We start from the raw sequence: 23,744 nt of genomic DNA, 5'->3' as shown, positions 1-23,744 counted from the left end.
GGTTGGTTGTCTGTCGTGCGCCAGTGGGTTTCCCGCTGGCACATGGCAGGCTCCCAGCCTCAAGTTTTATCTGGATAGTCGTTTTACCCTGGACAGGCGTTGGGCCGATTCCCGACATTGCCCAAGAATTTCGCAAGAAGACAAGTTCCCCAAGAGCCACAAAAGAAGGTAGGACACCGTGAACCCGGTAATCAAAAAATTCCAGTTCGGTCAGTCGACCGTTACCCTCGAGACTGGCCGTATCGCCCGTCAGGCCTCCGGCGCAGTATTGGTCACCGTTGACGACGACGTCAGCGTGTTGGTGACTGTGGTCGGCGCCAAGCAAGCCGATCCAGGCAAGGGCTTCTTCCCTCTGTCTGTTCACTACCAGGAAAAGACTTACGCTGCCGGTAAGATCCCTGGCGGTTTCTTCAAGCGTGAAGGCCGTCCTTCCGAGAAAGAAACCCTGACTTCCCGACTGATCGACCGTCCGATCCGTCCGCTGTTCCCAGAAGGCTTCATGAACGAAGTGCAGGTTGTCTGCACCGTCGTTTCCACCAGCAAGAAAACCGATCCGGACATCGCTGCGATGATCGGTACCTCGGCTGCGTTGGCTATCTCCGGTATTCCTTTCGATGGCCCGATCGGCGCTGCCCGCGTGGCGTTCCACGAAAGCACTGGCTACCTGCTGAACCCGACTTACGAACAACAGAAAGCTTCGAGCCTGGACATGGTCGTTGCCGGTACTTCGGAAGCCGTATTGATGGTTGAATCGGAAGCCAAAGAGCTGACCGAAGACCAGATGCTGGGCGCGGTACTGTTTGCTCACGACGAGTTCCAGGTGGTGATCAACGCCGTCAAGGAACTGGCCGCCGAAGCTGCCAAGCCGACCTGGACCTGGGCTCCACAGCCAGAAGCCACTGCTCTGCTGGGCGCTATCCGTGCCGAGTTCGGCGACGCGATCTCCCAGGCTTACACCATCACCATCAAGGCCGACCGTTACGCTCGCCTGGGTGAGCTGAAAGACCAGGTGGTTGCCAAGCTGTCCGGTGAAGAAGGCCAGCCTTCGTCCAGCGAAGTCAAAGCCGCTTTCGGCGAAATCGAATACCGCACCGTTCGCGAAAACATCGTAAACGGCAAGCCACGTATCGACGGTCGCGACACCAAGACCGTACGTCCTTTGAACATCGAAGTCGGTGTTCTGCCAAAGACTCACGGTTCGGCTCTGTTCACCCGTGGCGAAACCCAGGCGCTGGTTGTTGCAACACTGGGCACCGCCCGTGACGCACAGCTGCTGGACACCCTGGAAGGTGAGAAAAAAGACCCGTTCATGCTGCACTACAACTTCCCTCCGTTCTCGGTAGGTGAGTGTGGTCGCATGGGTGGCGCTGGCCGTCGCGAAATCGGTCACGGCCGTCTGGCCCGTCGTTCGATTGCAGCCATGCTGCCTGCTGCCGACGTGTTCCCATACACCATTCGTGTTGTGTCGGAAATCACCGAATCCAACGGTTCGAGCTCGATGGCTTCCGTTTGCGGCGCTTCCCTGGCTCTGATGGACGCCGGCGTTCCGATGAAGGCACCGGTTGCCGGTATCGCCATGGGTCTGGTTAAAGAAGGCGAGAAGTTCGCCGTCCTGACCGACATCCTGGGTGACGAAGACCACCTGGGCGACATGGACTTCAAAGTAGCCGGTACCGCCAAAGGTGTTACCGCGCTGCAGATGGACATCAAGATCAAAGGCATCACCGAAGAAATCATGGAAATCGCTCTGGGCCAAGCCCTGGAAGCGCGCCTGAACATCCTCGGTCAGATGAACCAGATCATTGGTCAGTCTCGCACCGAACTGTCGGAAAATGCTCCGACCATGATCGCGATGAAAATCGACACCGACAAAATCCGTGATGTCATCGGTAAAGGCGGCGCGACCATTCGTGCGATCTGTGAAGAGACCAAGGCTTCGATCGACATCGAAGACGACGGCTCGATCAAGATCTTCGGCGAAACCAAGGAAGCGGCTGAAGCAGCACGTCAGCGCGTTCTGGGCATCACCGCAGAAGCTGAAATCGGCAAGATCTACGTTGGTAAGGTTGAGCGCATCGTCGACTTCGGCGCATTCGTCAACATCCTGCCTGGCAAGGACGGTCTGGTACACATCTCGATGCTGAGCGATGCTCGCGTTGAGAAAGTGACCGACATCCTGAAAGAAGGCCAGGAAGTGGAAGTACTGGTACTGGACGTGGACAACCGCGGCCGTATCAAACTGTCCATCAAAGACGTAGCAGCGGCCAAGGCTTCGGGCGTTTAATCACCCCCGCTTGATTGCTTCAACGTTATAAAAAATGCCCCGCAGTGAAAGCTGCGGGGCATTTTTTTGTCTGTGAAACAGGGTGTGAAGTTGCTGGCTTTCGAACCCGGTGCTAGGTTTAGCCCACCGCCCGTGTAGCTCAGCCGGTAGAGCAGCGCACTCGTAACGCGAAGGTCGCAGGTTCGATTCCTGTCTCGGGCACCAATTCAAATTCCACCGGGTGCCGGTGAGCAACAGTTTGGAATCACGGACGAAAGCGTCATCAACTGGTTTTGAACGACGGAAATCAGCTGCTGGATATCATGTAGAACTCAAGATCGACAATGAAGGGGGCGGCACTACGACTGCTCCCCTTATTACGGTATCTTGCTCGACACAGGCGCGGTACGCCGATATGGAAAATAACCAGTTCGATAGTGGCACCACACTGTCAATCTTTTACTGGATAACGTCCTTAAGCGCCGGTCGGGATCTCAGGCTACGGTTTTCGGTGCGATGCCGAGGCAATCAACCAAGAGGATCGACAACCAAATCACGAACTCGAGATTGTGAATGTGAAGGTGAATGTGTCCTTGAGCAAGTATGTGATCGGTGATGAGGCCGTATGACGAACGGGGGCGGAATTACTGCAGCAGGCTGGCTGGAAACTGAAACCTAGAGAAACATTTTTGCCTGATGTATCCTCGGTGCGCCGCTGACGCTTTTTTCCAAGGATTCGGTACCTTGTGCCGCACCTTGCCAGCAGCACTTAGGGCAGATGCAAAGCTGTTTGGCTTCCTCGATACAGACTTGCATCAGCTCATTTATATTTTCAGGAAGAGTTAGAATGTCTCTCGCGCAAACGCTGAATTATTCAAATACCAGGAGCGGGGTACTTGTACCTGTGATTGGGGCTGCAATGTCGTTACCAATAGTGATGTTTTCGCTAATGGGCTATGATATTAATCCGGCATTTCTGCTTGCTCCTATTATTGGAGTCGCATTTTTGATGACCTTCGGCCGCACTGCGCTTGCGTATATTGCGACAATGGTTTTTGGCCTAATTTCAATATTCGCGGCCAATAAAATATCCCCTGACGGAGATGTGATTAAACATATTTTTTCACTAGTGTTAATTATGTTCGCACCGTCTTTCTTGTTTCTTGGTAAATATGTCTCTAAAACTCATGAGATAGGAAAAGTTTTTTACTGGCTGTCACTCTTTTCTGCTCTATTTTTGATCGTGGTTACTACCCGCATACTTTACCTTGAGCAGGACGTTCGCATTTATATTGGCACCCAAGGTCTCGCGGCAATGAATGCCGAATTCTTTGGCCTTCCAGTGTTTGCAACGTTTGGCGTTCTGAGCCTCGCACACCTGGTGTGCTTGCAGGCAGTGATTCTTTGCGGAACTCTCATTGGTGGTAAAGCCAGCAAGCCGGTATCAGTATTGCTGTGGGTTGCGCTGTTCTGCGCATCCTTCCTGATCATCGGCAGCGATTCTCGAAGCGCCCAGATTCTGTTGGTGTGGATTCTTGGGGCTGTGGTGGTTTACGCATTCCGTAATGCTGACGCTCGGCGTGCTTGTGTCGTCGTCATTCTCACTATCCTGATGGCGTTTGCGGTGACGTACGCGCGGGGCATGAACGAAAGCCGCATGTTGTCTTCCATTGAAGCTATCAGAACTGATTCTGGAAATGACGTTTTGGCCGGCTACGAGCCGCTCGGTTCGCCGCAGGGCCAAATTGTTGATAAGAAGTGGGAGAAACAGGCCGATCAGTTTGCAACTGGCCGTGTAGAGTTGGCTATCGCTGGCTTTAATGAAGTTAAAGCGAGCCCAATCATCGGCAGCGGGTTCGCTGGCTACGGTCGGTATTCGACAGAGGGGCTGTCCAAGGCTTTGGAAGCTAACACCTCAACCCACGTTTATTACCTTACACTGCTGTGGAAAGGCGGGCTGATATTCTTCATTCCAATTGTGGTGATGCTCCTCCTAAACTTGAAGGCCGCGATAGCCGTAACGAAAACCACTGCCCGCTCTGCTGAGCGATTCTTTGCATGGGCTGCTGTTTTGATGGCGTTCGGACCAATGGCAATGGCTTGGGATATCCTGATCGTACCGAGCGCGGGGGCTTTGGCCTTCTTCCTGTTCGGATTGCTGGCGACAACGAAAAAAGCTTAGCTGCCCCATTAAGTTCAGCCGCCTTCGGGCGGCTTGTTTGTTTAGAAAAAGGGCGAGCATAAGGCCCCGTCGATCTTTTCTGGCAATCCGCTAGTTGGTGGCTCTGGGTGAAGCTGTCAGAGTCGTCTTTGGGAGGTAATCTTTTATTATGGTGTATAGCCTGCTAGTGCGCTCAACCGTGTTCTCACAATTTATATGAAATGCGGTGTCATAAAAACTGGATAAAGGGAAATAGAAGTCATCCGGGTTGCCCACGATAGGAACACCAGCAGCCCTTATTTGCTCCATCATAGTCATCAAAGCTTTGTGGTAGGACTCTTTGTTCGATCGTTCATCTTGAACGGTTACGCTTGGCGCAATGTAAAATGCAACACCTTTGCTTTTGAGCTCTTTTGCGGTATCTGAGAGCAGTTCTAGTACGTTCTTATTGACTTTTGGGTTTTGAGGGATATCAATGCTCACCATATTTGCTATGGGGTGAGTACCGCACGCGCCTTGAATGTCTCCAGAGGAGTTCATGTTAAGGTATGAATAGGAGAACGGTTGCGGGGCGGTTCGATCGATTTTTGCGTATTGGACTCTAATCTCATCCATAGTCAGAGCCCTGCGATAAAGAAACTCCTTCAATACAGCATCTTTCTTGGATTTTACGTCCATGTTTGTGTAAAGAGTCTTCATGTCAATCGCGGACATGTATTTGAGTTTCGTCAAAAAGGGAAGACTATAAAAATAGTCACCATACCAAGCTACCATTTCTCTTAAGATCCAATCCTCAGGCGTTCGGTAGTCTTTGAAGTAGTATAGCCACACCAAGGACATTACGACCGTGTCCCCCTCGCGGGAGTTTTTGATGACCGATTTGGTAAGGGCATCTAACGGAAGGCCGCCATGTAGCGCCATATTGGCAACTGGCATGCCAGTCTTTTTAGATAACAACTCGCTGTTAACGCCAAATACTGTGCTTGAATCGCCAAATAATAATATTCGTTTACCTGGTGTATTGATCCCTACCAGATTCTTATAAGTATTCCAGTTGGCCGCGTCATATCCGGATGGTATCGGCGCGTCAAACTGATACAGAAATGCAGCATAAAACGCACCAAAGGAAACAATGGTCGCGCAAGCCGCAGAAATGATGAATTTTCTATATAGGGTCATGGTCAGAATTGGAAATAGAGGAAAGGGCTGATGACGTTTGTTCCGAAAGTAGACAACATGCTTGCGCCTATCACCGCCACGCAGACGATCCCGGCTGTGACGCAGACCATCGAACTTACTCTATGACCTTCATCACCGTTAATCTGAATTCGTTTATGTAGCAGGTCTAATACCTCATAAACGTTTGGAAATGCCCAGATAATCAGCATTGATATTGAAAAGTAAGCGAGCAATGGCAGAAAGCTTATCGTTTTGAATATGGCCTCCCACGCAACTGGCTCTTCGAAACCCGCCATTGCGACAATTATAGTTTGGGCTGAATGGATGCTCTCGGCGCGGAAGAATACCCATGCGATGACAACCACGCAGAACGTTAGCAAGACACTCGCCGGAATTGTAATCGCTGCAGGAAGCAACCCTGACATCCTTAGGGGGGGGCGGTATCTTCTGAAACATATGGTTGATGCATAGATAAGCGCCATGAAGAGCGCCCCAGATGACAAAGGTCCAATTCGCACCATGCCAAAGGCCACCAAGCAGCATCGTGAGCATTAGATTGACCAGGCGGCGTGTTTCTCCCTTTCGATTCCCGCCTAAGGGGATATACAGGTAGTCCCTTAAAAATTGGGACAGTGTCATATGCCAGCGGCGCCAGAATTCAATGATGTTTCGGGCTTTGTAAGGTGAGTTAAAGTTTATAGGGAGGTGGATTCCGAACAACATGGAGAGGCCGACAGCCATATCCGAGTAGCCAGAAAAGTCAAAGTAAATTTGCAACGTATAAGCGATGGCCCCGACCCAAGCAATCATTGGCCCAATCGCCTGTCCAGTGGCGGCCGCATGAAATACCGGGTCCGCATAGGTACTGATGGGATCAGCAAGCAATAATTTCTTACCGAGCCCGACCGCGAATAACGCAACACCAATAGAGATGTTCCTTGACCGGATGCGGTAGATCTCCGGGTCTTTGAATTGAGGCATCATTTGCCCGTGGTGCAAGATCGGACCCGCAATCAGGTGGGGGAACCAGGTTACGAACAGCAGGTAGTGCCAAAAATTGTATTCTTGGGCTTTGCCTTTCCAGGCATCAACGAGGAAAGCGATCTGAGTAAATGTGAAAAAAGAAATACCGAGCGGTAGCACGAGTTCAAGGGTCGGCATGTGGACGCCGGTAGATCGGGCAACCTCACCTAGAAAGAAATTGGAGTATTTGTAGTAGCAGAGCAGCAGTAGATTGCTGATGACTCCAACATACAGGGCTGCCTTAGATTTTGCCCGGGCTCGCTCATGGTTTTTCGCAATGATGTATCCAACGGTGTAGTTGAACACGATCGATGCCAGTAGGAGCGGGATATAGGTTGTGCTCCACCAGCCATAAAAAAACACAGACGCTGCTACCTTGATGAAGCAGAGGAATGCAGTCAGTCGAACCAAAAAAATTGCAATGACGGGGGGGGAAGGGTGGTGCCCAGAAAAAGCAGGGTTAAATCGGTGTTATGCGATTCCTGTCCAGGCACCGTTCCCTTGTTATTTCACCTTTCTGCTCAAATCTTCCACGGTGCGTTTCAGCTGATCCAGTTGGTTGTCCTGATCGCTGACTTCCCGCTTAAGGCTGGACAGGTCGCTGGAGCTCGAGCTGGAACTCGAACCGGCGCTACGCTTGAGGTCTTCCACCTGGCTGGCAAGTCTTTTCAAGTCGTTTTCCTGTTCATTGACGGTACGCTTGAGGTCGTTCACTTCGCTGGAGCTTGAACTGGAGTTCGAGCCGCCGCTGCTGCGCTTCAGATCGTCCATCTGACTGGCGAGCTTTTTCAGACCGTTGTCCTGTTCGCTGACCGCGCGTTTCAGATCACTCACTTCGCTTGAGCTAGAGCTTGCGCTTGAGCTGGAATTCGAGCTGCTGCTTCGCTTCAGATCGTCCATCTGACTGGCGAGCTTTTTCAGTCCGTTGTCCTGTTCGCTGACCGTCCGCTTGAGGTCGTTGACTTCGCTGGAACTGGAGCTGGAATTCGAGCTGCTATTGCGTTTGAGTTCGTCCACAGCCTTGGCAAGGTTTACCAAACCGGTGTTCTGTTCGCTGACCGTGCGTTTCAGGTCGTTCACTTCGCTGGCGCTGGAACTGGAGCTCGAACCACTGTTGCGTTTGAACTCGTCCATGGCCTTGGCGAGGTTTTTCAGCGCAGTGTCCTGATCACTGACGGTGCGCTTGAGTTTATCCACTTCGCTGGCAGTCGAACTCGAACCGGACACCGTGTTCTTTTTCAACTCTTCGATGAGCCGCGCCTGTGTACTGACGGTTTTCTTCAGCTCTTCAAGATCTGCCGTATCGGTTTTAACCATTCTTTGTAATTTTTCCACGTCTTCGATACTGAGGCCTGATTTGACCATCACGTCTGTGCCGTAATAGTTGTGGAAAACCAAAAATTTATCGGAAGAGTTTGCGCTGTCGAATTTGTACTCCAGACCGGCTTGAGCCGAATCGGGCATTGCCAGGCTGCCGAGAAGAAGGGCAGCCATGCCGGTTGCAAACAGGGTAGATGGAAGCTTGGGAAAATTGCGCATCACCGATTCCTTGTGAAGTGCCTATATGGCACATCGCTATGACTTTACCTTTTGAACGTTGTTCCTGGGTAGCGAGGGAAAATTTTCAGAAAGGCCGATCAACGGTTTTTTTGTAGATTTGATGTAAAAGTCCATATAAATCGTCGACCAAACGTCCTATATTCGGACGTTGCACACGTACCACTTTGCAGTTTTCAGATGATCCCCGAATGGTTCTGAAGGCCAGACAAACCGGGCTTCACACGGTTTTTTGCGTCAGAGAGATCCTTGATGATCCAGATCCATCTTCCATTCCCCAGATCAGCGAGAACGCCATGACCGTTAAAGAATTGACCCAAGAAGCCAGACACGAAGAAGCGCTGAAAAAGTACCTGCAGGAGTCGCCCCAGCTAGCCGACGAGATCAAGGACCTGCCGGCCGACGATCAAAAAGACCAGATCCAGTGGGCGTTCGAGGATGAGGCGGAGTCCCAGGGCTTGCAGCCATGGGAACTGACGCTCAAGTACACCTCGACCCCTGAAGAGTTCGAGGCTGCGCGCCTGGTGCTGCACAAGGAGGCGGCCGAGGTGTTAGGGGTCGAGTGGGAAGAGTACTGCGAGATGAACAATCTGGTGGTTTGAGAGCAGCTTCAGGCTTCAGGCTTCAAGCGGTAAGCTGCAAGTAAAAGCAAAACTGCTTGAAACTTGGAGCTTGCCGCTCGAAGCTGCGTTTTAGAGGCTTAAGCGCATCGACAGGTCGACAGCCTTCACATCCTTGGTCATCGCACCAATCGAAATGTAATCCACCCCGGTTTCGGCGATCGGCAGCAGCGTGTTTTCGTTGATACCACCGCTGGCTTCCAGTTTCGCCTTGCCCGCGTTCAGGCGCACGGCTTCACGCATGTCATCCAGGCTCAACTCATCGAGCATGATGATGTCGGCACCCGCCGCCAGGGCTTCTTTCAATTCCGCCAGACTTTCCACTTCAATCTCGACCGGCTTGCCCGGGGCGATCTTGTGCGCGGCGTTGATGGCCTCAGGAATGCCACCGCAGGCGGCGATGTGGTTTTCCTTGATCAGGAAGGCGTCGTACAGGCCGATGCGGTGGTTGTGGCAACCGCCGCAGGTCACGGCGTACTTCTGCGCCAGACGCAGCCCTGGCAGGGTTTTACGGGTGTCGAGCAGCTTCACCTGGGTCTCGGCGACAAAATCCGCCAGGTATTGCGCGCGCGTGGCCACGCCCGAGAGCAATTGCAGGAAATTCAGTGCGCAGCGTTCGCCGGTCAGCAGCGAGCGTGCCGGGCCCTCGAGGTGAAACAGCGCCTGATTGGGTTTCACCCGTTCGCCGTCACGCACCTGCCAGTGCACCGCGACCCGTGAATCGAGTTGCCGGAAAACGGCATCGACCCATGCGGTGCCGGCAATGACCGCGGCGTCGCGGGTGATGATGGTGGCTTTTGCCAGGCGTTCGGCCGGGATCAGCTGTGCGGTGATGTCGCCGCTGCCGATGTCTTCGAGCAACGCACGGCGCACGTTGGCTTCGATTTCGGCGGTCAAATCGGCGAGACGTAGATTCGGCATAACGGGCTCCACAAACAAAGTGGCCCGATTATAGGGCCATGGCGCGAGGCAACCCAAGGCATCAGAGGCGTTCCCCTCACCTGCAAACCTGCATTTGGTCGATTCCCTTGAATCATCGGCACTAAGTCAACGTCTTTCCTATGCGTCTATTTCGATACGTAGCACAGAGTCTGCTGGTACACGGGAGCGCTTTTGCAAGATAATCCGCCTTGCTTTTGACGTCATGGCTTTGACGTTCGTTTGGATTTACGACTATTCGCAGAATCACCGTTTCAGGAGGCTTGGATGCACAACGACGGGAATGTAGTGCCTTTGCACAAGGCGGCTACCGGTCAGGCGACGCAATCGCCGCTCGCCCGCCTGCCTGTGATTCTGCTTCAGGTTCGCGACAAGGCCACTCAACAGCTCAGGCATGGCTTGCAGGAGCTGTTTGATAACGCCGACGACACGCTGTTCGAAATGGCTGATCGGGCCCGCAGCGATGTCGAACAGAACCTCTTTTTCGAAGCCATGCGCGACTTGCGACTCAAGCGAAAAAGCATCGAACGCGGTTTTCTCGAACACTTCTTCGAGGCGTTCGTCAGTCTCTCGCAGCACGACAGCGCCCAGGCGGCCTTGCCTCAGGCATTGGCATTTGAAACCGATGCATTGCCCAATGACGATCTGGAACGCAGCGTCGCGGTGGACGCCATGGTCAGCAAAGTGCTGAGCCGCGACGGGTTCGCCCTTGACCAACTGACAGCCCGACTCAGTGCGTTGCTGGACAAGGCGCTGGACGATGAGCACAACCCGCTGGGGCCTGCGCGGCTCTGCGAGTATTTCTTGCAGGCCTGGCGCAACCTGGGGGTGGAGATCAAGGTCAAGCTGATCATTCTCAAACTATTTGATCGCTACGTGCTCAGCAGCACTGATCAGCTGTACGCCGAAGCCAATCAACTGCTCATCGCGACCGGCGTGTTGCCCGACCTCAAGCCCGCTCCCACGCGGCGAGCCAGCGATCATGCCGCCGCCAGCGCCTATGCCGAACCGATCGAAGTCGGCATCCACTCGGGCCATGCACCGGTCGACGATGGCGTGCAGGAAGTCTTTGCCGCGTTGCAGGAGCTGCTGCTACACGTGCGCGGCAGTGTCGCGCCGACCCTCGAAGCCAGTGCCCAGACACAGCCCATTTCCACCCGTGACCTGTTGCGCCTGCTCTCGCACTTGCAGCAATACGTGCCGGCGCTGGCGACCCAGGACGACTTCGATCTGCGTAACCAGCTCGAACAGCTGCTAACCCGGGTCAGCGTCAAAAGCGGCAAGTCGCGCGTGGTCGGCGTGGCTGACGAAGACGTGATCAACCTGATCGCCATGCTCTTCGAATGCATCCTTGATGACCGCAACCTGCCTGACTCCCTCAAGGCGCTGATTGGTCGGTTGCAGATTCCGATGCTCAAAGTGGCGGTGCTCGACAAGAGCTTCTTCAGCCGGGCCAGCCACCCGGCCCGGCGTCTGCTCAACGAAATCGCTGCCGCCGCGATGGGCTGGGGCGAGTGCGATGACCACGAGCGTGACAGCCTGTACCTGCGCATCGAGCAAGTGGTCCAGCGTCTGTTGAACGACTTTGTTGACGATCCGGCGATCTTTTCCGAATTGCTGGCGGATTTTCTCGCCTTCACCAGTGATGAGCGCCGCCGCAGCGAACTCCTGGAACAGCGTACCCGTGACGCCGAGGAAGGCCGCGCCAGGACCGAACTGGCTCGCCAGCGTGTCGAGCAGGCGCTGAATCAGGCGTTATTGGGCAAAGTGCTGCCCCAGGCTGTGGTGGTCTTCGTGCAGGAGGCCTGGAGCAAAGTGCTGTTGTTGACCTGCCTCAAACATGGTGATGCGTCGGCGCAATGGCAGGCCGATGTGCAGACTATGGAGCAATTGATCTGGAGCGTGCAGCGTCATGACGAGCCCGATGCCGGCCTGCGTTTGTTGGCGCTGGTGCCCGGGCTGCTGAAGGCCTTGCGCGACGGATTGAGCAGCTCGGCGTTCGATCCGTTCGCCACCAGTGAGTTTTTCAGTGAGCTGGAAACCTTGCACGTGCAACTGTTCGAGCGCCCGGGTCAGACGGCTGAACAACCCGTCGACCCGCCGGTTATGGTCGAAGTGCTGCAGCAAATCGTGCTGCACACCGCGGACGAAGGCCTGGCCGATGTGGTGTCTGTGCGGTTGCCGGCGGACGATGCCGGTTTGCTTCAGGTCGATCAACTGCGTCCGGGCTGCTGGGTCGAGTTTCAGGAAAACGATGAAAACACCCTGCGTTGCAAGCTGGCAGCGATCATCGATTCCACCGGCAAATACATCTTTGTCGACCGCACGGGAATGAAAGTGCTGGAGCGCAGCCGCACCGGCCTGGCCCTGGAATTTCGCCGTGGCGCGGTGCGGGCGCTGGACGATACCTTGCTGTTCGACCGGGCCCTGGAGTCGGTGCTGGGCAATCTGCGGCGTCTCAATCGCGGCAAGTGATCGCGCCCCGAGGGCCTATCGCGGCATACTGGGCGCCAACACAGTCGTCGTTGAAGGAACCTGTATGCAGTTGGACCCCGCGAGCGGTTGGTGTCAGGGCGTGCGTGTATGCCGCTCGCCCAACTTCAATGCGCGCCCCTCGGGCGAAATTTCCCTGCTGGTGATCCACAACATCAGCCTGCCGCCAGCGCAGTTCGCCACCGGCAAGGTGCAGGAATTTTTCCAGAATCGTCTGGATGTCACGGAGCATCCCTATTTTGCAGGTATTGCTGACCTGCGGGTGTCTGCGCACTTTCTGATCGAACGTGACGGCACCGTCACTCAGTTTGTCTCTTGTCTTGAGCGCGCCTGGCACGCCGGTGTCTCGAGTTTCGAGGGGCGGGAGACCTGCAACGATTTTTCCGTGGGCATCGAACTTGAGGGCACGGATGATCTTCCGTTCGAGGACGCCCAGTATCAGGCGTTGACGACTCTGACCCGACAACTGCGAAGCACATTTACGGCGATCACGGCGCAACGCATCTGCGGGCATAGCGACATCGCACCGGGGCGCAAGACGGATCCGGGACCCGCGTTCGACTGGGCACGCTACCGCGCCGCCTTGGCAAAAGCCGCTTTGGAACAAGAGGAACAACGATGAGTTTTCTGGTGTTGCTGTTGGCCGTCTGGATCGAGAAATTCTCGGCCTTGCGCCATCGGGTCCAACGTGACGGCGGTTGGGTGCGTGAACTGAACAAGCTTGAAGTCAGCCCGCGCCTGATTGATCGGCCATGGCTGGTATTGGTGGTGCTGGTGTTGTTGCCGGTGGCGCTGCTGGGTTTGTTGCTGGTGGTGCTTGAACCGGTGGCCTACGGGTTGCTGGCATTGCCGGTGCACCTGCTGGTGGTGATTTACAGTCTGGGTCGCGGCGATTTGCTGGCTGGCCTGGGACCGTTTCGCGATGCCTGGCGCCGGGAAGACCTGCAAGCCGCCGCCCATGTGGCGAAGCGCGACGTGGACATCTGCGCCGATAGCGGCGAGCAACTGCTTGAGCGGGTCGAAGGGCATTTGCTGTGGGAGGCTTACCAGAGCTTTTTCGCGGTGATTTTCTGGTACTTCGTGCTGGGCCCGGTCGCCGCACTGAGCTACCGGCTGCTGGCGCTGGCCGAAGAGCACGGGCAGAACCCTGCTGTGGTCGAGCGCGCGGCACAGTTGCGTCATGCGTTTGATTGGGTGCCGGTGCGTCTGTTGGCGGCCAGTTTCGCGCTGGTCGGAAATTTTGTCGCGGTCAGCCGCGTCATGCTGCATGAACTGCTGAACTGGAACATCAGCGCTGCCCAGTTGATCGAGAAAGTTGGCCTGGTGGCTGGCGAAATTCCTGCACCGGTCGTCGGACCGGATGGTATCAACAGCCTGGACCGGATCTGGGAATTACTGCTGCGAGCGGCGGTGCTCTGGTATGCAGGTTTTGCGTTGTGGACGGTCCTTCCGTAACCCAACGGCTGTTTTAAGTGAACATCTTTGTGGCGAGGGGGCTTGCTTCCGCTGGGGCGCAGCGCCCTCAAACGGCCAGGCAAATATGTCAGGAAAACCCGCTCGCCTGCATTGCGTCTGCTTCGCAGACGAGCGGGAGCAGGCTCCCTCGCCACAAGATGATCATCTATCTCAAGTCCGGCGATCTGCCGTTAACCTTAAGTTACAAAACACTCAGCCGATTTAAGCTATACAGGGATAGCGCTGAATAGTGGCTATCTGCCGTCGACCCGCGCCTGCCAATAAAAATAAGAATCAAAAGGGAGACTTCCAGTGAAGAGCTTGCTCTATCCCGCCGTCGCGCTGATGAATCGCCTGAGCTTCGGCATGAAGTTCAGCCTGATCAGTGTGCTGTTCCTCGTGCCGATGCTGGTGACCAACTTCTATCTGGTCCGCGACTCCTATCGTGAATTCCAGGGCACACAAGTCGAGCTGCAAAGCCTCGACCTGCTCGGCAGCAGCCTGACCCTGCGGCGTGATCTGGAAACCCTGAACAACCTGGTGCAAATCAACGTCACCCTTGGCCAGTCCGGCAAGGCCGGTAATGTCGAGACGAAGATCAGCACTCTGGAGCAAAGTGTTCTGGCCCGCCTGCAAGGGCTGACGGCGATGACCACTGATCCGGAGCAGATCACGGTTTTCGATGGCAAGCGCGATGAAATGATCGCGGCGTTCAAGGCCCAGCAAGCGGAAAACTCCCTGCAAAGCAAAAGTGGGATGATCGGCAAGTTGCTCGGCAGCGCGCAGATTTTCAGCCAGATCATCGCCAGTCAAGCCGGCCTGAGCCGCGATACCCAGAGCGACATGCGTCAGCTCAGCGAACTCATTACCAACGTCACTCCGCCTGTGACGCAGATCCTGGGCGACGGCCGGGCGATGGGTTCCTATTCGCTTGGGCAAGGTTTTCTGAATTCGTCGTCGAGCACCCGATTTGATGAGCTGCTGGCGCAGATCGAAAAGCTCCAGGGCGAATACGGTCTGAAGCTCAATGATGCATTGGGTTCCAGCAAAGCGGCGCGTGACACCCTGGCCGCCCAGGCCGAGAGCAGCAAGGCCTCGCTGAAAAAGGCCAGTGAACTGTTCGAAGAACAGGTGGTGATGGCCGACACCCTCGATGCGCCATGGCAGGCCTTTTACGACCAGGTCACCGGCCTGATGGACCAGACCTACCAACTCAACGAAGCCACCCTGGCATTCCTCGGCACCCAGTTGCAGCAGCGACTGGAGCAGAACCGCACCCACATGATCTTGCAGGCCGTGGCGCTGTCGGTGGTGTTTGTGTTGATTTTCTACCTCTACGGCGGCTTCTACGCCTCGACCCGCACCACCCTCAAACGTCTGGGCGCGACGCTGGACAAAGTTGCAGCGGGCGACATGACCGTCACCTTCCGGGCCGAAAGCCGCGATGAGTTGGGCGAGTTGGGCGAGGTGTTCAACGGCACCGTGAAGAAAATCCATGACCTGATCGAGCGCGTAGGCCAGACCGTCAACGAGGTTGAGCGCCAGGCCGGACAAGTCGAAAGTGTCTCTGCCCAAAGCAACCAGGCGGTGGCGGGGCAGCGTTCGCAGATCGAGCAGGTCGCCACGGCCATGAACCAGATGTCCGCCACCTCCCTTGAGGTGGCGCGCAGTGCCGCCGCAGCAGTCAGCAGTGCCCACAGCGTCAACGACGAAACCATCAGCGGTCGCGGCCTGGTGGCGTCCCAGCAGGGCAGCATCGCGCAACTGGCCGGCGAGATCGATCAGTCGGTGCGGGTGGTCAACCAATTGGCCAGCGACAGCCAGTCCATCAGCCGCGTGCTGGAAGTGATCAAGAGCATCGCCGAGCAAACCAACCTCTTGGCGCTCAACGCCGCGATCGAAGCCGCCCGGGCCGGTGAGCAAGGGCGTGGTTTTGCTGTGGTGGCCGATGAGGTGCGGACCCTGGCCAAGCGCACTCAGCAATCGACCGAAGAAATCGAGCAGATGATCACCAAGCTCCAGAATGGTGTCGGCGCGGCGGTGAAAGCTATGGGCGTCAGCCATCAGGTGGCCGATGGCACCGTCGGGCAGTCGGAAAAGGTCCAGCAGGCGCTGGAAAACATCCTCGGTGCCGTCGGCATGATCGTCGACCAGAACCAACAGATCGCCGCCGCGGTGGAGCAGCAGACCGCGGTGGCCCACGACATTGACCAGAACATCGTCGAGATCAACCGTGCGGGTGAACGTACCGCCGAAGGGGCGCACCAGACCGAGGATGCCAGTCGAGCATTGTCGGCCCAAGTGTTGGAACTCAAACAATTGATCAGCGCGTTCCGGGTCTGACGACACACAAGGATCAAATGTGGGAGCAGGTTTTTGTGCAGGGCTGATTTACCAGTTGAACAACTCGCAGGCATTGGCCGTGCTCGCGGCCGCCAATCGCTCGGGACTGGTCGCCATGATGCCGGCCAGCGCCGAGCAAATCGCCGGCAGGTGCGCCGGGCTGTTGCGTTGACCGGGAAACATGGCGGGCGCCATGTCCGGTGAATCGGTTTCCAGCACCACTGATTCCAGGGGCAGGTCAGCGAGGACGCGGTGCATGCGCAGCGCCTGCGGCCAGGTCGCGGCGCCGCCCAGGCCCAGTTTGAAACCGAGCTTGATGTATTCGCGCGCCTCTTCCTTGCTGCCGGCGAAGGCATGAATGATGCCCGCGCGTTTCAATCGAAACCGTTTGAGCGTGGCAATCACCGCGGCATGGCTGCGCCGCACATGAATCAGCGCCGGAAGATTGAAGTCCACCGCCAGTTGCAGTTGCGCGTCGAACAAGGCCTGCTGGCGCTCACGGTCGAGGGTTTCGATGAAGTAATCCAGACCGATCTCGCCCACGGCACACAATTGCCGATGACCCGCCAGGCGGGTCAGCCAGTCACCGAGTTCGAGTAAATCGTCAGGGCGATGCTGGTCCAGGTACACCGGGTGCAAACCGAGCGCCGCATGCAGGTCGGGATCGCTTTGCACCAGGTCCCAGACCCGCTGCCAATTGCCCTGATAAACCCCCAGCACCACCATTCGCCGTACCCCGAGGGCGCGGCTTTCGGCGAGCAGCGCCGTGCGGTCCTCGTCGAAGTCCGGAAAATCCAGATGAGTGTGGCTGTCAATCAGCTCCACGGTTCAGTCCTGGCGAATACGCTGCTTGAAGGTCCGCGCGATGGCTTGCACGCCGGGTTGGTAGTCGGACTGCTCAATGGCGGCCAGCGCCAGCGCCAGGGCCTTGTCGGCAATCAACTGATGCTGCTGGGCCATGGCGTTGACCGGCAGCGGCAAGAAGTCCAGCAACTGCGTGTCGCCGAAGGTGCCGAGGCGCAGCGGACGGGTTTTCAGCGGGAAGTCGTGCAAGGCATCGAACACGCCTTGAAGCAGCACGTAAGACGTGGTCACCAGCGCATCCGGCAAATGCCCAAGGCGCTGTAACAATTCCTCCATCAACTGCTTGCCGCACTCACGGCTGAACGATTCGCCGTGCTCGATCAGCACGTCGCCTTTGAACCCGCTTAACGCCTCCTTGAACCCGGCGGCACGTTCCTGGCTGATGCTCAGCTCGGGCCGGGCACCGATCAGCGCGATTTGCTTGGGCAGCGGGTCGAGCAGGCTGCGGGTCAGTTGCAGGCTGGCCTCGCGATCATCGCTGATCACCGAACAGAAATGCTCAGGCTCCATCACCCGGTCGATGGCGATGATCGGAATGCCTTTGGCCTGTAACAGACGATAACTGTCATCACCGGCCGGCAGGCAACTGGCGACGATCAAGGCATCACAGCGCCGGGCGCGGAACAGTTGCAGCAATTGCCGCTCACTGTCCGGCGCATCGTCGGAACTGGCGATCAGCAATTGATAACCGCGCGCCCGGGCGCCTTGCTCGAGCAGTTTGGCGATTCTTGCGTAACTGGGGTTTTCCAGGTCCGGCAGAATGAAGCCCAAAGTGCGGGTGTGCCGACTGCGCAGCCCCGCCGCCTGAGGGTTGGGCGTGAAGCCATGTTGTTCGACGACCGCACGAACGCGCTCGACGGTGGCACTGCTGATACGTTGCTGCTCGGCCTTGCCATTAATGACATAACTGGCGGTGGTAACGGACACACCGGCCAACTGTGCGATATCACTGAGTTTCAACTCGGGATTTCCTTGTTTGTTCGAGCTTGCCCCGACATTTTCGCCAATCCTACCCGATTCGGGCAGACGACCATTGTCGCAACGCTTCCGACAAGTTGGACTTCAAGGATGGGACATAATCGAGTAACGTGCCAATCATTCTAGATTAAACGTTTCAGCAAGCGTATTTTCTACGTTATAAGCGCATTTGGCCGGTTCTGCCGTGAAACCGCCAAAAATGATGACGAAGCGCCTAAGCTGGAATCATCCAAAACAATACCTGGCGCCCACAGACGCCAAAAAGGAGAAAGCATGCTCGAGCTCACCATAGAGCAGATATCCATGGGCCAGTCGGCTGTGGATAAGTCCGAAGCCTTGCAATTACTGGCCGGGCATCTGGTCACCGATGGCCTGGTAGCCGAGGGTTATCTCGCCGGTTTGCAGGCCCGGGAAGTCCAGGGCTCGACCTTTCTCGGTCAAGGTATTGCCATCCCCCACGGTACGCCGGAAACCCGCGATCAGGTGTTTTCCACCGGTGTGCGGCTGATGCAATTCCCCGAAGGCGTGGACTGGGGCGACGGCCAGATCGTTTACCTGGCGATCGGCATTGCCGCCAAATCCGATGAACACCTGCGACTGCTGCAACTGCTGACCCGTGCCCTCGGAGAAACCGACCTGGGCCAGGCCCTGCGTCGCGCCAGTTCCGCCGAAGCCTTATTGAAACTGCTGCAAGGGGCACCGCAGGAACTGGCGCTGGATGCACAAATGATCGGCCTTGGTGTCTCCGCCGATGACTTCGAAGAACTTGTATGGCGCGGCGCGCGTTTGCTGCGCCAGGCCGATTGCGTGAGTAACGGGTTCTCCGCCGTCTTGCAACAGGTCGAAGCGCTGCCGCTGGGCGATGGCTTGTGGTGGCTGCACAGCGAACAAACGGTCAAGCGTCCGGGCCTGGCGTTCGTCACGCCGGACAAGCCCATGCGCTACCTCGGCCAGCCCCTCAGTGGCCTGTTCTGCCTGGCCAGCCTCGGCGAGGCGCATCAGGCTTTGCTCGAACGCCTGTGTGCGCTGCTGATCGAAGGCCGTGGCCATGAACTGGGTCGCGCCACCAGCAGCCGTAAAGTCCTCGAAGTGCTGGGCGGTGAACTGCCGGCGGACTGGCCGAGCGCGCGCATTGCGTTGGCCAACGCCCACGGTTTGCATGCCCGCCCGGCGAAGATCCTCGCGCAGTTGGCGAAAAGTTTTGAAGGCGAAATCCGCGTGCGCATCGTCGATGGCCAGGACAGCGCCGTGTCGGTGAAGAGCTTGAGCAAACTGCTCAGCCTCGGCGCCCGGCGCGGTCAGGTATTGGAGTTCGTCGCTGAACCGAGCATCGCCGCCGATGCCTTGCCAGCCTTGCTGGCCGCCATCGAAGAAGGCCTCGGTGAAGACGTCGAGCCGTTGCCCGCCGTGAGCCAGCAGCGCGAGGTGTTTGCCGATGTCGCCGAAGTGCTCCTGGCGCCAGCGTCCGGCAGTCTGGTCCAGGCCATTGCCGCTGCACCGGGCATCGCCATTGGCCCGGCGCACATTCAAGTGCTGCAAACCATCGAATACCCGTTGCGTGGCGAGTCTGCCGCCATTGAGCGTGAACGTCTCAAGCAGGGCTTGGTGCACGTGCGCCGCGACATCGAAGGCTTGATCGAACGCAGCAAATCCAAAGCCATCCGCGAGATTTTCATCACCCACCAGGAAATGCTCGACGACCCGGAATTGACCGATGAAGTCGACACCCGCCTCAAGCAAGGCGAAAGCGCTGAAGCGGCGTGGATGGCGGTGATTGAAGCGGCGGCCAAACAACAGGAATCGTTGCAGGACGCCTTGCTCGCCGAACGGGCTGCCGACCTGCGCGACATCGGTCGTCGGGTGCTGGCGCAACTCAGCGGCGTCGAAACCCCGAGTGAACCCGATCAGCCGTACATTCTGGTGATGGACGAAGTCGGCCCGTCCGACGTTGCCCGTCTCGATCCGACCCGTGTGGCCGGCATTCTCACGGCCCGTGGCGGCGCGACCGCTCACAGCGCGATTGTCGCCCGGGCGCTGGGCATTCCGGCCTTGGTCGGCGCTGGTGCGGCGGTGTTGCTGCTGGCGCCGGGCACGCCGTTGCTGATTGATGGTCAGCGCGGTCGCCTGCATGTGGACGCCGACGCGGCAACCTTGCAGCGCGCCACCGAAGAACGCGACACCCGCGAACAACGCCTGAAAGCCGCCGCCGAACAACGCCATCAACCGGCGCTGACCACCGACGGCCATGCGGTCGAAGTGTTCGCCAACATCGGCGAAAGTGCCGGCGTGACCAGCGCGGTGGAGCAGGGTGCCGAAGGCATCGGCTTGCTGCGCACTGAACTGATTTTCATGGCCCATTCCCAGGCGCCGGACGAGGCCACCCAGGAAGTCGAATACCGCCGCGTCCTCGACGGCCTGGCCGGTCGTCCCCTGGTGGTTCGCACCCTCGATGTCGGTGGCGATAAACCACTGCCGTACTGGCCGATTGCGAAAGAAGAAAACCCGTTCCTCGGCGTGCGTGGCATTCGCCTGACCTTGCAGCGTCCGCAGATCATGGAAGCGCAATTGCGCGCCTTGCTCCGTGCAGCGGACAACCGTCCGTTGCGGATCATGTTCCCGATGGTCGGCAGCGTCGATGAGTGGCGCCAGGCGCGGGACATGACCGAGCGTCTGCGTCTGGAAATCCCGGTGGCTGACCTGCAACTGGGGATCATGATCGAGGTGCCATCGGCGGCCTTGCTGGCGCCGGTGCTGGCCAAGGAAGTCGACTTCTTCAGCGTCGGCACCAATGACCTGACTCAATACACCCTGGCCATCGACCGGGGGCATCCAACCTTGTCAGCCCAGGCTGACGGCTTGCACCCGGCGGTGCTGCAACTGATCGACATCACCGTGCGCGCGGCCCATGCCAACGGCAAGTGGGTCGGCGTGTGCGGCGAGCTGGCAGCCGATCCGCTGGCGGTGCCGGTGCTGGTCGGTCTCGGCGTGGACGAACTCAGCGTGTCCGGTCGCAGCATTGCCGAGGTCAAGGCACGCATCCGCGAACTCAGCCTCAGCCAAACCAGAATTCTCGCCCAACAGGCCCTGGCCGTGGGCAGCGCCAATGAAGTGCGCGCATTAGTGGAGGCCCTGTAATGGCCAAAATCCTGACCCTGACGCTCAACCCGGCGCTGGACTTGACGGTGCAGTTGCCGCGCCTCGAGCCCGGCCAAGTCAATCGCAGCGACGAAATGCACACCCACGCCGCCGGTAAAGGCGTGAACGTGGCGCAGGTGCTCGCCGACCTCGGCCATCAGCTGACGGTCAGCGGTTTCCTCGGTGAGGACAACCTTCAAGCGTTCGAAACCCTGTTCGCCAAACGCGGTTTTGTCGATGCGTTCATCCGGGTGCCCGGTGAGACGCGCAGCAACATCAAACTGGCGGAAAACGATGGGCGGATCACCGACATCAACGGTCCGGGGCCGATGGTCAATGCGACGGCTCAGCAGGCGCTGCTGGATCGACTCGAGCAGATTGCGCCCGGTCATGACGCGGTCGTGGTGGCCGGCAGCCTGCCGCAGGGCATAAGCCCGCAGTGGTTGCAGGCGTTGATTGAACGTTTGAAAAACCTCGGTCTGAACGTTGCCCTCGACAGCAGCGGCGAAGCCTTGCGTGCAGCGCTCAAGGCCGGCCCGTGGCTGATCAAGCCGAACACTGAAGAGTTGGCCGACGCGCTGGGCTGCGAGGTGATATCGGTGGCAGCACAAGCCGAAGCGGCGAGCCGTTTGCACGCTCAAGGCATCGAGCATGTGGTGATCTCCCACGGGGCCGATGGCGTGAACTGGTTCAGTGTCGGCTCGGCGATGCACGCTACGCCGCCCAAGGTCAGTGTCGTCAGCACCGTGGGCGCAGGCGATTCGTTGCTGGCCGGCATGCTCCACGGTTTGCTCAGTGCCGACACGCCTGAACAGACCCTGCGCACCGCCACGGCAATCGCCGCGATGGCGGTCACGCAGATCGGTTTCGGAATTGGCGATGTCGCGCAGTTGGCGCGGCTCGAACAGGGCGTGCGCATCCGCACCCTGACAGAACAATAAGAGGGTTTGTCATGAAACTAGCCATTGTTACGGCCTGCCCGAACGGCATGGTCACCAGTGTGCTGTGCGCCCGTTTGCTCGATGCAGCGGCCCAGCGTCAGGGCTGGAGCACCAGCGTCGAAGTGGTCGATGCCGCGCATCCGGAACGTCAGCTGTCGGCTGCCACGATTGAAGCGGCCGAGTGGGTGTTGCTGGTCACCAGTGCGCCGGTGGATATGTCGCGATTCGTCGGCAAGAAAGTGTTCCAGAGCACGCCCGCGCATGCCCTGCAGGATGTCGAAGCGGTGCTACGACGCGGGGCTGAAGAAGCTCAGGTGTATGTCGCGCCCGAAGCTGTCGAGCAACCTGCTACCACCGTTCAAAACGCGCCACGCCTGGTGGCGATCACGGCGTGTCCGACCGGTGTCGCTCACACGTTCATGGCGGCCGAGGCCTTGCAGCAAGCGGCCAAGCGTCTGGGCTATGACCTGCAAGTGGAAACCCAAGGCTCGGTCGGTGCGCGCAATCCACTCAGCGCTGCGGCGATTGCCGATGCCGATGTGGTGCTGCTGGCGTGCGATATCGAAGTCGCCACCGAGCGTTTTGCCGGCAAGAAAATCTACCGTTGCGGTACTGGCATTGCGTTGAAGCAAGCCGAGGCGACGCTGAATAAAGCGCTGGCCGAAGGCAAGCAGGAAACCGCGTCGACCGGTGCCAAAGGCCCGGCCAAACAAGAGAAGACCGGCGTCTATAAACACCTGCTGACGGGCGTGTCGTTCATGCTGCCGATGGTGGTGGCGGGCGGTCTGATGATCGCCTTGTCGTTCGTGTTCGGCATTTCCGCATTCAAGGAGGAAGGCACACTCGCCGCCGCACTGATGCAGATCGGTGGCGAGACCGCGTTCAAGTTGATGGTGCCGCTGCTGGCGGGTTACATCGCCTACTCGATCGCCGACCGTCCGGGCCTGGCGCCGGGGATGATCGGTGGCCTGCTGGCGAGCACCCTGGGCGCCGGTTTTATCGGCGGGATCATTGCCGGTTTCATTGCCGGTTATGCGGCGCAGGCGATCAATCGTTATGCGCGCTTGCCGCAAAGTCTTGAGGCACTGAAACCGATCCTGATCATCCCGTTGCTGGCGAGCCTGTTCACCGGCCTGGTGATGATTTACATCGTCGGCAAACCGGTGGCCGGCATGCTCGAAGGGCTCACGCACTTCCTCGACAGCATGGGCACCACCAACGCGATTCTGCTCGGTGTGCTGCTCGGCGGGATGATGTGCGTCGACCTTGGCGGGCCGATCAACAAAGCCGCGTATGCGTTCTCGGTGGGGCTGCTGGCCTCGCAAAGTTATGCCCCGATGGCCGCGACCATGGCCGCCGGTATGGTGCCGCCGATTGGCTTGGGCATCGCCACGTTTATCGCACGGCGCAAATTTGCCCAGACCGAGCGCGAGGCCGGTAAAGCGGCGCTGGTATTGGGGCTGTGTTTCATCTCCGAAGGGGCGATTCCGTTTGCCGCCAAAGACCCGTTGCGAGTGATTCCGGCGAGCATTGCCGGTGGCGCATTGACCGGTGCGTTGTCGATGTATTTCGGCTGCAAACTGATGGCGCCGCACGGTGGGTTGTTTGTGTTGGCGATCCCGAATGCGATCAACCATGCGCTGTTGTATCTGCTGGCGATTGTGGCGGGGAGCCTGCTGACGGCGGTAGCGTATGCGCTGCTCAAGCGGCCGGAAGCTGTTGGGATGGCACTCGAACCCGCCAAAGCCTGACACCACGTTGTAGGAGCGAGGCTTGCCCGCGAAGACGGTTTA

General features: G+C 57.8%; 16 protein-coding genes, 1 tRNA gene and 1 pseudogene. 12 read left to right on the top strand and 6 right to left on the bottom strand.

Annotated features, from left to right (window positions below; all coding sequences use genetic code 11):
• The first annotated feature begins 178 nt into the window (after positions 1-178).
• From pnp to BLU63_RS05745, 3 genes are all read left to right on the top strand, one after another.
• Positions 179-2,284, top strand: coding sequence for a polyribonucleotide nucleotidyltransferase (gene pnp / locus BLU63_RS05755; protein WP_010463478.1), 2,106 nt, complete (start codon positions 179-181; stop codon positions 2,282-2,284).
• A gap of 128 nt (positions 2,285-2,412) precedes the next feature.
• A tRNA-Thr gene (locus BLU63_RS05750) sits at positions 2,413-2,488 on the top strand.
• A 622-nt stretch (positions 2,489-3,110) separates the two neighbouring features.
• Positions 3,111-4,445, top strand: a complete 1,335-nt coding sequence (locus BLU63_RS05745; protein ID WP_159454572.1) for an O-antigen ligase family protein — start codon at positions 3,111-3,113, stop codon at positions 4,443-4,445.
• Positions 4,446-4,535: 90 nt separating this feature from the next.
• On the opposite strand, the gene BLU63_RS05740 is transcribed toward BLU63_RS05745, so the two are convergent.
• The 3 genes from BLU63_RS05740 to BLU63_RS05730 form a co-directional block, all read right to left on the bottom strand.
• The gene (locus BLU63_RS05740; protein WP_084315811.1) at positions 4,536-5,603 is read right to left on the bottom strand and encodes a hypothetical protein; all 1,068 of its coding nucleotides are present in this window, start codon (positions 5,601-5,603) and stop codon (positions 4,536-4,538) included.
• A gap of 174 nt (positions 5,604-5,777) precedes the next feature.
• Entirely contained in the window at positions 5,778-6,932 is a 1,155-nt protein-coding gene (locus tag BLU63_RS05735) for an MBOAT family O-acyltransferase (protein ID WP_197678983.1), read from the bottom strand.
• Positions 6,933-7,130: 198 nt separating this feature from the next.
• On the bottom strand, positions 7,131-8,165 hold the full coding sequence (locus BLU63_RS05730) for a hypothetical protein (RefSeq protein ID WP_083375049.1): 1,035 nt from the start codon (positions 8,163-8,165) through the stop codon (positions 7,131-7,133).
• A gap of 314 nt (positions 8,166-8,479) precedes the next feature.
• Between BLU63_RS05730 and BLU63_RS05725 the strand changes: the two genes are divergently transcribed.
• Positions 8,480-8,785 (top strand): DUF6388 family protein, encoded by a 306-nt coding sequence (locus BLU63_RS05725; protein WP_042932942.1) that lies wholly within the window; start codon positions 8,480-8,482, stop codon positions 8,783-8,785.
• A 90-nt stretch (positions 8,786-8,875) separates the two neighbouring features.
• On the opposite strand, the gene nadC is transcribed toward BLU63_RS05725, so the two are convergent.
• Positions 8,876-9,724 (bottom strand): carboxylating nicotinate-nucleotide diphosphorylase, encoded by an 849-nt coding sequence (nadC, locus tag BLU63_RS05720; RefSeq protein WP_083375048.1) that lies wholly within the window; start codon positions 9,722-9,724, stop codon positions 8,876-8,878.
• A 285-nt stretch (positions 9,725-10,009) separates the two neighbouring features.
• Between nadC and BLU63_RS05715 the strand changes: the two genes are divergently transcribed.
• The 5 genes and pseudogenes from BLU63_RS05715 (at position 10,010) to BLU63_RS33690 (ending at position 16,033) form a co-directional block, all read left to right on the top strand.
• Positions 10,010-12,217 (top strand): DUF1631 domain-containing protein, encoded by a 2,208-nt coding sequence (locus BLU63_RS05715; RefSeq protein ID WP_083375047.1) that lies wholly within the window; start codon positions 10,010-10,012, stop codon positions 12,215-12,217.
• 64 nt (positions 12,218-12,281) lie between these two features.
• Positions 12,282-12,857 carry a 1,6-anhydro-N-acetylmuramyl-L-alanine amidase AmpD gene (gene ampD / locus BLU63_RS05710; RefSeq protein WP_083375046.1) on the top strand — a complete coding sequence of 192 codons (576 nt, stop codon included), beginning with the start codon at positions 12,282-12,284 and terminating at the stop codon, positions 12,855-12,857.
• Complete coding sequence (ampE, locus tag BLU63_RS05705; RefSeq protein WP_010463467.1) at positions 12,854-13,690, top strand: regulatory signaling modulator protein AmpE; 837 nt, start codon at positions 12,854-12,856, stop codon at positions 13,688-13,690. Before ampD ends, ampE begins: the two co-directional genes overlap by 4 nt.
• 345 nt (positions 13,691-14,035) lie before the next feature.
• A pseudogene (locus BLU63_RS33695) lies at positions 14,036-15,127 on the top strand (methyl-accepting chemotaxis protein); the annotation flags it as partial.
• Positions 15,104-16,033, top strand: coding sequence for a methyl-accepting chemotaxis protein (locus BLU63_RS33690; RefSeq protein ID WP_391564244.1), 930 nt, complete (start codon positions 15,104-15,106; stop codon positions 16,031-16,033). The pseudogene BLU63_RS33695 and the gene BLU63_RS33690, both read left to right, overlap by 24 nt.
• A gap of 48 nt (positions 16,034-16,081) precedes the next feature.
• Here BLU63_RS33690 and BLU63_RS05695 read toward each other — a convergent pair whose 3' ends face one another.
• A complete protein-coding gene (locus BLU63_RS05695) occupies positions 16,082-16,858 on the bottom strand; it encodes a TatD family hydrolase (RefSeq protein ID WP_083375044.1) in 777 nt (258 codons plus the stop codon).
• Between the two features lie 3 nt (positions 16,859-16,861).
• Positions 16,862-17,857, bottom strand: coding sequence for a catabolite repressor/activator (cra, locus tag BLU63_RS05690; protein ID WP_010463461.1), 996 nt, complete (start codon positions 17,855-17,857; stop codon positions 16,862-16,864).
• A gap of 291 nt (positions 17,858-18,148) precedes the next feature.
• On the opposite strand from cra, the gene ptsP reads away from it, so the two are divergent.
• The 3 genes from ptsP to BLU63_RS05675 are packed head-to-tail and all read left to right on the top strand — an operon-like array spanning position 18,149 to position 23,702.
• Positions 18,149-21,010 (top strand): phosphoenolpyruvate--protein phosphotransferase, encoded by a 2,862-nt coding sequence (ptsP, locus tag BLU63_RS05685; RefSeq protein ID WP_010463459.1) that lies wholly within the window; start codon positions 18,149-18,151, stop codon positions 21,008-21,010.
• A complete protein-coding gene (gene pfkB, locus BLU63_RS05680) occupies positions 21,010-21,951 on the top strand; it encodes a 1-phosphofructokinase (protein WP_010463457.1) in 942 nt (313 codons plus the stop codon). Before ptsP ends, pfkB begins: the two co-directional genes overlap by 1 nt.
• 11 nt (positions 21,952-21,962) lie before the next feature.
• Positions 21,963-23,702, top strand: coding sequence for a PTS fructose-like transporter subunit IIB (locus BLU63_RS05675; protein ID WP_083375043.1), 1,740 nt, complete (start codon positions 21,963-21,965; stop codon positions 23,700-23,702).
• Positions 23,703-23,744: the final 42 nt, after the last annotated feature.

The sequence above is a fragment of the Pseudomonas mandelii genome, assembly GCF_900106065.1.
GTDB classification, from domain to species: domain Bacteria; phylum Pseudomonadota; class Gammaproteobacteria; order Pseudomonadales; family Pseudomonadaceae; genus Aquipseudomonas; species Aquipseudomonas mandelii.
The sequence above is the reverse complement of the archived record's forward strand: the minus strand, read 5'-3'. Positions and strand labels throughout refer to the sequence as shown.